Origin of the sequence: Paraburkholderia sp. (assembly GCF_049581445.1) — a bacterium.
GTDB lineage: Bacteria > Pseudomonadota > Gammaproteobacteria > Burkholderiales > Burkholderiaceae > Paraburkholderia.
In genome coordinates this window covers 1-9,593 of the sequence record NZ_JBAURZ010000097.1, presented here as the reverse complement: position 1 = coordinate 9,593, position 9,593 = coordinate 1, and the positions used below count along the sequence as shown (strand labels likewise).

Here is a 9,593-nt window from a genome sequence, read left to right as displayed (position 1 = left end):
CGCGGCTGGCAACCGGACTACATCGCGGTGCGCAAGCGCGTGAACCTGCTGCCGCCCACGGCGCAGGACGTCGACACGCCGCTCGTCGTGCTCGCCGCCGCGAAGCTGGGTTCCACGCGCCTGATCGACAACCTCGAAATCTGACGCTTTATCGGGCGTCCTAAAATCTCGCGCTGTGCGCCGGGCATCTTCAACTGAGAAAGAACTTGGGGCGCCCCGGCGTTTGCCTGAGAAGCGCTCAGGGGCGCACAGGTCAATCATCAGGGACCATACGGGACCAATAGGGACACACAGGAAACGGTCATGCAACGTCATATGCTGAAGTCGAAGATCCATCGCGTCGCCGTCACGCACTGCGAACTGCACTACGAAGGTTCATGCGCGATCGACGAGGATTTACTGGAAGCTGCGAATATCGTCGAGAACGAACGCATCGACATCTGGAACATCAACAACGGCGAACGTTTCTCGACCTACGCGATCAAGGGCGAGCGCGGCAGCGGCATGATCTCGCTGAACGGCTCGGCGGCTCGACGCGCGCAGTTGGGCGACCTGGTGATCATCGCGGCCTTTGCGACCGTGGATGAAGCCGAACTGAAGGCGGGCTGGAAGCCGGATCTGGTCTTCGTCGACGAGAACAACAAGATCAAGGGCAGCCGCGATCACGTGCCGACCCAAACCTGGACCTGAAATGGCGGCTAACCTAGGGCACCCGGGGCGCCTCGCCACTTGGGACGCTTCGGCCGGGTGTGTGCCAGGTGGGTCCGATCAGGCCCGCTCAAGCCTTAGGCTTGGGTTCCAGCCAGTCGATAATGGGCTGCCACTGCTCAAGATCCTTTTCGACCCGGCTTTTTGCCACATCCCATAGCGTCAGCCCGTGGGCCGCGAGTTGCACGTAATTCTGCGTATCGCGCAGAAAGCCCAGCACCGGCAGTTTCAGTCCTTCGACAAAGCGATGCAATTGCTCGGCCGAGCGCGTACGGGCATCGACCCGCATCCCCACCACGCCGATCTCGATGGCGCCCTTCCGTACCGCCTTCTCTTTGGCGAGCTTTTCGAGAAATTCCTGGGTGGCGAGAATATCGAAAAGCGACGGCTGCAGCGGCACGATCACCTTGTCAGCCAGATCCAGCGCAATACCCAGCCGGTTGCCGTGCAGGCCCGCGGGCGTGTCGATCACGGCGTGCTCCAGTCCCTTCGGCGGTTTCGCGGGCGTCTCCATGTCCAGCTCCCAGGCTTCGATCGCGGCAAGCGAGGCAGGCCGCAGATCGAGCCACGCGTGGGCTGAGTGCTGCTTGTCCAGATCCGCGAGCGCGACCCACTCGCCGGCGGCCGCAAAATACCCAGCCAGATTGGTCGACAGCGTGCTCTTGCCCACGCCGCCCTTCGGATTGGCCACCACGATTACCGTCATGAATACTCCCGGGAAGAAGGCTGGCGCCGCCAGCCGGTTTGCCTCGTCCAGTCGGATGTTACGACGACCCATTCGGTCCAGCCGTTGATAATATCGACAAATTCCGTTGGGCCGAAGCCCCTGAACGGCTATTTGACGGTGGCACTTACAAAAATCTGACGAGGACATCATGAGCACCCTGCGGACTGACTACTCCATCGAGCGCCTGCACGAACGGCAACAGGGCAAGCTGCCCGACCTGTTGGGTGTGCGGGTCATCGCCCTCAAAGAGGGCTCGCTCACGGCCGAACTGACGGTGCGCAGCGATTTGCTGGCGCCCAACGGCTTCCTGCACGCGGCAACCGTTATTGGCCTCGCGGACACATCCTGCGGCTACGCATGCTGGGCGCATCTGCCGCAAACCGCGCGCAACTTCACGACCATCGAACTGAAGAGCAATTTTCTCGGCACCTGTACCGAAGGCACGATCCGGGCAGTCGCCAAGAGCGTGCACCTGGGACGAACGACACAGGTTTGGGATGCGACCGTGTCGGTACCGGATGGCAAGACAATCGCGCTGTTCCGGTGTACGCAGATGGTGCTTTATTGACGCGGGTTGGTTTGCTGCAGATCGCACGGCGGAGAGCGCGGCGGGAGGTCACGCGGGCGCCACGTTCGCGTCGTGGATGGATCACAACATCCAACTCCAACTCGACGCCAAAAACGAGAAGCCCCAGCGGAGTCATCCGCTGGGGCTTCTGTGCTGAATTTCCCGGCGATCTGCCGATCAGGCCACTAATGTCCGCGGCGCCTTCAACGTGCCCAATGCGCCCAGCCCGCTGCCAAGCAGCGACTGCACGAGAAGCGTGACCGCCCAGAAGGCCGGATATTCCCAGCCGCCGTTCGGCGAAGCGAAGCCCCAGCCGTTATGCAAGTGCGCCGACATCGCGCCGAGCATGAACGGCAGCAGCACTAGCGCTATCCAGCGAACCTGTACGCCGAGCAGCAACGCAACGCCTCCGGCCAGTTCGACGAAGGCGGTCACGTAACCCAGCCAACCTGGGAGTCCCAGTGATTCAAAAAAATGCGCCGTACCCGGCAGCGTGAAAACAAATATCTTCTGCGGCTGTGAGCGAGGTAGAGGATGCCGAGCGCGACGCGCAGCAGGGTGGCGGCCAGATCGGCGGAACGGGGCGAGTTCATCGAGAGTCCTTGTCGGTGGTTGGACGACGCGCGTGCGTCGTCGAAACAAGGACTTTATTCGAACCCTGGAGTGAGAAAAACGGCGCGCCAGGCTTAGATTATTTCCTGGTGTGATTTAATCACAGCTATGCGGCACCGTTAAAACCGCCGCCTCATCGGATAGCGCCGAAGAGGCGCGGCAGATCCAGATGCTCGGCCAGCGTGTCCGCCAGCCGGTCTAGCGAGGCCTCGCGCAGCGCCGGATAGTCGACCCGATCGGCGCTGCTCAGGCCCGCCCAGGCCAGCAATGCTGCACAGGCAGCCGGTGTATCGAATAGTCCATGAACGTAGGTGGCGAGGATCTGTCCATCGGCCGACACCGCGCCGTCCGGGCGCTGGCCCCGCTCGCTATCGAGATGCAGCGCGGGTGCCGCCAGTGCCGGCCCGTGGGTCTCGCCCATGTGAATTTCGTAGCCGGCCAGGTCCGCCGCCGCGCCCGTCAGCGCCAGGCGACCCGTCACGTTTTTTAGCGTCTTCTCGCGCGTGAGCGTGGTCGCGTAGTCGAGCCAGCCAAGGCCGGCCACGCTGCCCGCCGCCCCTTCCACGCCATGCGGATCGGCGACTTCGCGCCCGAGCATCTGCATGCCGCCGCAAATGCCAATCACCTTGCCCCCGTAACGCAGATGACGCTGCAGCACCTGATCCCAGCCGTGCTCCCGCAAAAACGCGAGATCGCCCTGGACGTTCTTCGAACCGGGCAGGATGATCAGGTCCGCCGCAGGCGGCGGGATGCCGCTGCGGACATAGTGAAAGTCCACTTGCGGATGCGCTCGCAGCGCATCGAAATCAGTGTGGTTGCTGATGTGAGGCAGCACCGGCACGACCACGCGCAGCGCCGTTCCTCCGGTCGCTTGCGCCGCGCGTAGTTCGCGCGGCAGCATATCTTCGGCATCGAGTGTGAGGCCGTGAAGATACGGCACCACGCCGAGGACCGGCTTGCCTGTCTTCGCCTCGAGCCAGTCGAGCCCCGGCTTGAGCAAGCTGATGTCACCGCGAAAGCGGTTGATGATAAAGCCCCGCACGCGCATCTGCTCACTTTGCGACAGACACGCCAGCGTGCCGGTCAGATGAGCGAACACGCCGCCGCGATCAATATCCGCCACCAGCACCACGGGACAATCGACCGCTTCCGCAAAACCCATGTTGGCAATATCGCGGTCGCGCAGATTGATTTCGGCGGGGCTCCCTGCCCCTTCGACAAAGATCGTGTCGTAAGCGGCCTGCAGCCGCGTGTACGACTGCAAAACCGCCTCAAAGGCCACCGGCTTGTAGTCGTGATACGCCCGCGCATCGAGATTCATGCGCGTCTTGCCGTGGATGATCACCTGGGCGCCGCAATCACTGGTCGGTTTGAGCAGCACGGGGTTCAGGTCGGTGTGCGCGGCGATGCCCGCCGCCACCGCCTGCAAAGCCTGCGCGCGGCCGATCTCGCCCCCATCCACCGTCACGGCGCTATTGAGCGCCATGTTCTGCGGCTTGAACGGTGCGACCCGCACACCAGCGCGCCGCGCGAGGCGGCATAAGCCGGCGACGAGCGTGCTCTTACCCGCGTCCGAGGTCGTCCCCTGGATCATCAGCGTGCCGCGCGGCACACGCACCGCTGCGGGAAAATTCGAAGTCGTCACGACGCAAGATTCAACCTGTGATGCGAAGCCAGCATTATCCCATCGCAGCGAAGCGCTTTCGTGTGGGCCGATGTTGTGCCGGTACAATCACGCGATGATTTCCCGCGACCTCACCTTCGTGCTCGGCGGCGCCCGCTCAGGCAAGAGCGCACATGCCGAACGCCTCGCGAGCGACAGCGCGCGGCCCGTCACCTACATTGCCACCGCGCGCCTCACCAACGACAAGGAATTCGCTGCCCGTATCGCCCATCATCGCGAGCGACGTCCCGCTCACTGGCAACTGCTCGAGGCACCCGTGGATCTGGCAGGCGCGCTTCTCAGCGTCGATGCCCCTGGCCATTGCATCCTGATCGACTGCCTGACCTTGTGGCTCGCCAATCTGCTCTGCCCGCCGGATGGCAGTACGCCCGGCAACGACTATCTCGCGCGCTTCGCCGCATTCGAGGCGGCGCTCCACGCGGTAACCGGCAAAGTAATCGTCGTCAGCAACGAGATCGGCCTCGGCGTGGTGCCGATGGGTGCCGCGACGCGCCTCTACGTCGATGAACTCGGACGACTCAATCAGCGCGTCGCCGCATTGTGCCCGCAAGTCACGATGATGGTCGCCGGCCTGCCGCTCGCGCTCAAAACGGCTGACTAATCGTGTCCCCCCTGACGACAGCAACGCTAACGCTGCCCCTGATCGCCACGCTCGCTACGGCCGGCGTTGCCGTCGACCGCTGGCTCGGCGAGCCACGCCGCGCGCATCCGCTGGTCGCCTTTGGCAAGCTCGCAAAGCACATCGAAGGACACCTGAACACTGGGCGGCGCGGGCGGCTCGCAGGTCTGCTGGCGTGGGGGCTAGTTGTATTGCCACCGGTGCTGATCGCGGCATGGCTCGTTGCCGTGCTGCCGTTCATCCTGGCTTGCGCGTTGCATGTCGTCCTGCTGTGGTTCGCGCTCGGCGCGCGCAGTCTGGACGATCACATTGTGCCGATCGCTCGCGCGCTTGCCCAACGTAATCTCGTCGAAGCACGCCTGCTCACGGCACGCATCGTGTCGCGTGAAACCGCGCACGCGGACGAGGCCGCGCTCTCGCGCGCCGCCGTCGAGTCCACGCTCGAGAACGGCAACGATGCGATCTTCGGCGCGCTGTTCTGGTTTGCTATCGCGGGTAGTCCGGGTGCACTGGCGTTTCGCCTCGCCAACACGCTCGACGCGATGTGGGGCTATCGCACGCCGCGTTATCTGCGCTTTGGCTGGGCCGCTGCGCGCATCGATGATGTGCTCAACTGGATTCCCGCGCGTTTGACTGCTACCAGCTACGCCCTGCTCGGCGATACGCGTACCGCATGGCGCTGCTGGCGTGAGCAAGCGCCGCGTTGGGACAGCCCCAACGCAGGGCCTGTGATGGCAGCGGGTGCCGGCAGTCTGAACGTGCTGCTCGGCGGATCGGCGGTGTATCACGGCACAGTCGAGCAGCGTCCGACGCTCGGCGCGGGTCAGCCGGCGAGAGCCGTGCACGTGACGGCCGCGTTGCACCTGGTTCAACGCAGCGTGATCCTGTGGCTTGCGGTGCTGATTGTGCTCGCCTTGCTGAGCGTACCGTTTCAGGGTCGAGTTTGATGGCTAATCGCATCGTCCACGGCGGCAATCTGCATGAAGCGGCGCAACGCTTCTGCATCCCCTACGAGCAGTGGCTCGACCTGTCGACGGGCATCAATCCACATGGTTATCCTGTGCCGCCCGTGCCCACCGATGCCTGGCGCCGCTTGCCCGATGATGGAGACGGCTACGCCGCATGCGCAAGTTGACATACCGCGCTCGCCCATCCACCTACGCCACTACCGTATTGCCAGATGATTCGACTCTACTGCATCGCACGGCTTCTCTGCACTGCGACCGTCGTTTGCGCCTATGCGTCGCAGGCCCACGCTGCGATCAGCGTCACGGATGACAACGGCGCAACTGTCACGCTCGCCGCGCCCGCACAGCGGGTCATTAGTCTTGCGCCGCACGTCACCGAATTGATCTATGCAGCGGGCGGCGGCAGTCGTCTGGTTGGCGCCGTGTCGTATAGCGACTATCCACCTGAAGCGAAGCAGATTCCGCGCGTGGGTGACAACACGGCACTCGATCTCGAACGTATCGCCGCGCTCAAGCCGGATCTGATCGTCGTCTGGCGGCACGGCAACGCGCAGGCTGAGCTTGAACGGCTGCGCGCACTGCACATACCGCTGTTCTTCAGCGAGCCTCACCAGCTTGACGACGTCGCGCTCACGCTGACGAAGCTCGGCACGTTGCTCGGCACATCGGGCACTGCGGACGCGGCCGCCAGCACCTATCGGCATGACATTGCCAATCTTCGCGCACGGTATGCAAACCGGCCGCCCGTCAGCGTGTTCTATCAGGTATGGGATCAACCGCTCATGACGCTCAACGGTACCCACATGGTGAGCGACGTCATTACGCTATGCGGTGGACGCAATGTATTCGCAAAGCTTCAGCCCCTGGTGCCGACCGTCTCCACCGAAGCGGTGCTGGCGGCCAACCCGGAAGCCATCTTCACCGCATCAACGGGGGCCACGAAACCGGACAAGCCGCTACCGCAACTGGACAAATGGCGCGCGTGGCCCAGCCTCAAAGCGGTGGCACGCAACAACCTCTTCGCCATCGACGGCGATCTGATCGACCGTCCAACGCCGCGCCTCGCGCAGGGCGCAGCGCAGCTTTGCGAAGATCTGGACGTCGCGCGCTCACGTAGACCCGCAAGCAAGCAGTAGCGCCGTTGCGCGTTCACACGTTCCAGCGTACGAGCGACCAGGGCTGCGAGTCATCGTAACGCCTCAGCCACACCACGCCGGACATATCAATCGACCAGTTGAGCGCACGCTCCACCGGTACATCCAGCGCCAGCGACGCAATCACCCGGATCACTCCTGCATGCGTCACCACATACGCGGGTGACAACTCCCGCGTTTGTGCAAACGCATCGAGCCACGTCTGCACGCGCAGCACAAATTGCGCGACGCTTTCGCCGCCGTGAGCACGCGCATGATGAAAGTCCGCGGCCCAGCCGTCCAGCAACGTGCGATCGATCGCGTCCCAAGGCTGCTGCTCCCACGTGCCGAAGTTCATTTCCTTCAGACTGTCATCGACGCTGAGCGGGCAGCCGAAGTCACCCGCCATCGCACCGGCAACCGTTGCACAGCGGGTCAGCGGACTCGACAGCACAACGCGCGGCGGGGGCACCTGCAAGGTCGCAAGCCGCATAGCCAGCGCGGCGGCGGAGAGCTCGGGCGCTTCAGCGAGCGCCACATCGCTGTATCCATAACAGATGCCCGCGTCAACGGCGACCGCTGGGTGACGAATCAGGACGATATCCATGCGAGCCCCGCCAGATAAATGACCAGTTCGAAAATCTGCTGCGCAAAGCCAAGACAGTCGCCGGTATAGCCACCAATGCGTCTGACGAAATACCGGCCGAGCAGCAGGCGCAGTACCAGCAGAATCGCCAGCGCCACGCAACCGAAACGCCAGTCCGGCCAGAACAGCGCCGGCAAACCGAATACCGCTGCCCACGCGAACGGTGCACCACTCAGGCGTTGTGCAACGGGTTTCGCCTTGCCCTCAGGCCGCACGTAATCGAGCGTGGCCAGATAGCTGATCGCAAACGCGCGGCTCGCTGCATGCGCAGCAATCATCAGGCCCGCTGCACGCTCCGGTGGCAACGCCGCTAGCGTTTGCCACTTCAACGCCAGCGCCATCACCAGCGCAATGGCGCCAAACGCGCCGATGCGCGAGTCATGCATGATCCGCAGCACGTCTTCACGCTTGTACGCGCCGCCAAACGCATCGCAGCAATCCGCGAGCCCGTCCTCGTGAAACGCGCCGGTGATCAAGAGCGTGGCGAGCATGGAGAGCATGACCGACACGCCGTGCGGAAACACGCGTAGCGCGGTCAGATAGACAAGCGCACCCAATCCACCGACCAATAAACCAACCAGCGGAAAATAACGCGCCGCCGCGTTCAGGTAGTGCGGCTCATAACCGACCCAGCGCGGCACCGGCACGCGGGTGAAATAGCCGACTGCCGTGAAGAAGTAGCGAAGTTCCGCGCGCGGATTCATGAGCGACCAACGCCTGTGGACCGTTCACGCATCTCGATCGGCGACACCCGCCGACTCGAAACTCGCCATCTCGTTGAGGAACGCAACGGCCGCGCGCAGCAACGGCACGGCGAGCGCCGCACCCGTGCCTTCGCCAAGACGCATGTCGAGGGTGAGCAAGGGTGTGGCGCCGAAATAATCGAGCATGCGTCGATGTCCCGCTTCGTTCGACGCATGCGCAAACACGCAGTATTCGCGCACGTTGGGCGCGAGCGCATCGGCCACCAGCAGCGCCGAACTGGCGATAAAGCCGTCCACCAGAATCGTCATGCGCGCCTGGGCGGCCGCGAGATAGGCACCCGCCATCATCGCGATTTCGAAGCCTCCGAAGGTTGCGAGCACATCGAGTGGTCCGGCATCCGGTGCATGGTGCGCCAGCGCCGAGGCCAGTACGTTACGCTTCCTCGCGAGGCCGGCATTGTCCAGACCCGTGCCGCGGCCGACACATTCGTCGATCGGCACGCCGCACAGGCGGCTCATCAGGCAGGCTGCCGCCGACGTGTTGGCAATTCCCATCTCGCCGAAGCCGATCACATTGGTGCCCAGCGCCGCGTGATGGCGCACACGCTCAGCGCCAGCGTGCATCGCGGCGAGCGCCTGGTCGCGCGTCATTGCCGGTTCATGCGCGAAGTTGCGCGTGCCTGCGGCCACTGGAATATCCACCAGCCCTTCGGCATGCGGCAACGGCGTGGCGATGCCCGCGTTGACCACTTCGAGCGTCACATCGGCCACACGGCTTAATGCGTTGATCGCGGCGCCGCCCGCCAGAAAGTTCAGCACCATCTGCGCGGTCACAGCCTGCGGATAAGGGCTCACGCCTTCCTGCGCAATGCCGTGGTCGCCCGCAAAGACGATCATGACGGGACGTTCGACCGTGGGATGCGTGGTCCGCTGGATCAGCCCCATCTGCCGGGCGATGGTCTCAAGCCGGCCGAGGCTGCCCGGCGGCTTGGTCTTCGTATCGATGAGGTGTTGCAGCGTCGTGCGCAGTGTTTGATCGAGCGGTTCGACTGCGAGCAAGGCGGGCGATAAAGTCATATGTGGTCGGCTAAGAGAGAGTCTTGATCGTTGGTTAGGTGATCTGCGAGCTTTACGCTGGCGGTCCCGCGACGTCTCGCTGCGCAGCGTGAGCGCGCGGCGCCGGCACCAGCGCCTCGTGGCCGTCGTCTTGCAGCAGCATCAACG

11 protein-coding genes and 2 pseudogenes are annotated in these 9,593 nt (G+C 63.8%); 7 read left to right on the top strand and 6 right to left on the bottom strand.

Features of this window, described 5'->3' with window-relative positions:
- On the top strand, nucleotides 1-144 hold a 144-nt coding region (locus WCA85_RS08780; RefSeq protein ID WP_424062935.1), incomplete at its 5' end, for a pantoate--beta-alanine ligase.
- A gap of 159 nt (nucleotides 145-303) precedes the next feature.
- On the top strand, nucleotides 304-690 hold the full coding sequence (panD, locus tag WCA85_RS08775; protein WP_424062932.1) for an aspartate 1-decarboxylase: 387 nt from the start codon (nucleotides 304-306) through the stop codon (nucleotides 688-690).
- 88 nt (nucleotides 691-778) lie between these two features.
- Here the strand turns inward: panD and WCA85_RS08770 are convergent, their stop codons facing one another.
- A complete protein-coding gene (locus WCA85_RS08770) occupies nucleotides 779-1,414 on the bottom strand; it encodes a ParA family protein (RefSeq protein WP_424062929.1) in 636 nt (211 codons plus the stop codon).
- Nucleotides 1,415-1,583: 169 nt separating this feature from the next.
- On the opposite strand from WCA85_RS08770, the gene WCA85_RS08765 reads away from it, so the two are divergent.
- Nucleotides 1,584-2,003, top strand: coding sequence for a PaaI family thioesterase (locus tag WCA85_RS08765; protein ID WP_424062927.1), 420 nt, complete (start codon nucleotides 1,584-1,586; stop codon nucleotides 2,001-2,003).
- Nucleotides 2,004-2,180: 177 nt separating this feature from the next.
- On the opposite strand, the pseudogene WCA85_RS08760 reads toward WCA85_RS08765, so the two are convergent.
- Together WCA85_RS08760 and WCA85_RS08755 are read right to left on the bottom strand one after the other, a co-directional pair.
- Nucleotides 2,181-2,596: pseudogene (locus WCA85_RS08760) on the bottom strand (DoxX family protein).
- A 152-nt stretch (nucleotides 2,597-2,748) separates the two neighbouring features.
- On the bottom strand, nucleotides 2,749-4,209 hold the full coding sequence (locus tag WCA85_RS08755; RefSeq protein ID WP_424062933.1) for a cobyric acid synthase: 1,461 nt from the start codon (nucleotides 4,207-4,209) through the stop codon (nucleotides 2,749-2,751).
- 145 nt (nucleotides 4,210-4,354) lie between these two features.
- Here WCA85_RS08755 and cobU point away from each other — a divergent pair, with 145 nt between their 5' ends.
- From cobU to WCA85_RS08735, 4 genes and pseudogenes are all read left to right on the top strand, one after another.
- Nucleotides 4,355-4,900 carry a bifunctional adenosylcobinamide kinase/adenosylcobinamide-phosphate guanylyltransferase gene (gene cobU / locus WCA85_RS08750; protein ID WP_424062925.1) on the top strand — a complete coding sequence of 182 codons (546 nt, stop codon included), beginning with the start codon at nucleotides 4,355-4,357 and terminating at the stop codon, nucleotides 4,898-4,900.
- A gap of 2 nt (nucleotides 4,901-4,902) precedes the next feature.
- Complete coding sequence (gene cbiB, locus WCA85_RS08745) at nucleotides 4,903-5,865, top strand: adenosylcobinamide-phosphate synthase CbiB (protein ID WP_424062924.1); 963 nt, start codon at nucleotides 4,903-4,905, stop codon at nucleotides 5,863-5,865.
- Nucleotides 5,865-6,050, top strand: a pseudogene (locus tag WCA85_RS08740) (threonine-phosphate decarboxylase); the annotation flags it as partial. The gene cbiB and the pseudogene WCA85_RS08740, both read left to right, overlap by 1 nt.
- Nucleotides 6,051-6,098: 48 nt before the next feature.
- Nucleotides 6,099-7,022 carry a cobalamin-binding protein gene (locus tag WCA85_RS08735; protein ID WP_424062922.1) on the top strand — a complete coding sequence of 308 codons (924 nt, stop codon included), beginning with the start codon at nucleotides 6,099-6,101 and terminating at the stop codon, nucleotides 7,020-7,022.
- Nucleotides 7,023-7,035: 13 nt separating this feature from the next.
- Here the strand turns inward: WCA85_RS08735 and cobC are convergent, their stop codons facing one another.
- Genes cobC through cobT form a run of 3 tightly spaced genes read right to left on the bottom strand, consistent with a single transcriptional unit; the run spans nucleotide 7,036 to nucleotide 9,446 of the window.
- The gene (gene cobC / locus WCA85_RS08730) at nucleotides 7,036-7,626 is read right to left on the bottom strand and encodes an alpha-ribazole phosphatase (protein WP_424062920.1); all 591 of its coding nucleotides are present in this window, start codon (nucleotides 7,624-7,626) and stop codon (nucleotides 7,036-7,038) included.
- On the bottom strand, nucleotides 7,611-8,369 hold the full coding sequence (locus WCA85_RS08725; RefSeq protein WP_424062918.1) for an adenosylcobinamide-GDP ribazoletransferase: 759 nt from the start codon (nucleotides 8,367-8,369) through the stop codon (nucleotides 7,611-7,613). Before WCA85_RS08725 ends, cobC begins: the two co-directional genes overlap by 16 nt.
- 24 nt (nucleotides 8,370-8,393) lie before the next feature.
- Nucleotides 8,394-9,446 carry a nicotinate-nucleotide--dimethylbenzimidazole phosphoribosyltransferase gene (gene cobT, locus WCA85_RS08720; protein ID WP_424062916.1) on the bottom strand — a complete coding sequence of 351 codons (1,053 nt, stop codon included), beginning with the start codon at nucleotides 9,444-9,446 and terminating at the stop codon, nucleotides 8,394-8,396.
- Nucleotides 9,447-9,593: the final 147 nt, after the last annotated feature.

Coding starts and splice junctions, on each gene's coding strand:
- panD (WP_424062932.1), top strand. CDS start 304: ATGCAACGTCATATGCTGAAGTCGAAGATCCATCGCGTCGCCGTCACG.
- WCA85_RS08770 (WP_424062929.1), bottom strand. CDS start 1,414: ATGACGGTAATCGTGGTGGCCAATCCGAAGGGCGGCGTGGGCAAGAGC.
- WCA85_RS08765 (WP_424062927.1), top strand. CDS start 1,584: ATGAGCACCCTGCGGACTGACTACTCCATCGAGCGCCTGCACGAACGG.
- WCA85_RS08755 (WP_424062933.1), bottom strand. CDS start 4,209: ATGATCCAGGGGACGACCTCGGACGCGGGTAAGAGCACGCTCGTCGCC.
- cobU (WP_424062925.1), top strand. CDS start 4,355: ATGATTTCCCGCGACCTCACCTTCGTGCTCGGCGGCGCCCGCTCAGGC.
- WCA85_RS08735 (WP_424062922.1), top strand. CDS start 6,099: ATGATTCGACTCTACTGCATCGCACGGCTTCTCTGCACTGCGACCGTC.
- cobC (WP_424062920.1), bottom strand. CDS start 7,626: ATGGATATCGTCCTGATTCGTCACCCAGCGGTCGCCGTTGACGCGGGC.
- WCA85_RS08725 (WP_424062918.1), bottom strand. CDS start 8,369: ATGAATCCGCGCGCGGAACTTCGCTACTTCTTCACGGCAGTCGGCTAT.
- cobT (WP_424062916.1), bottom strand. CDS start 9,446: ATGACTTTATCGCCCGCCTTGCTCGCAGTCGAACCGCTCGATCAAACA.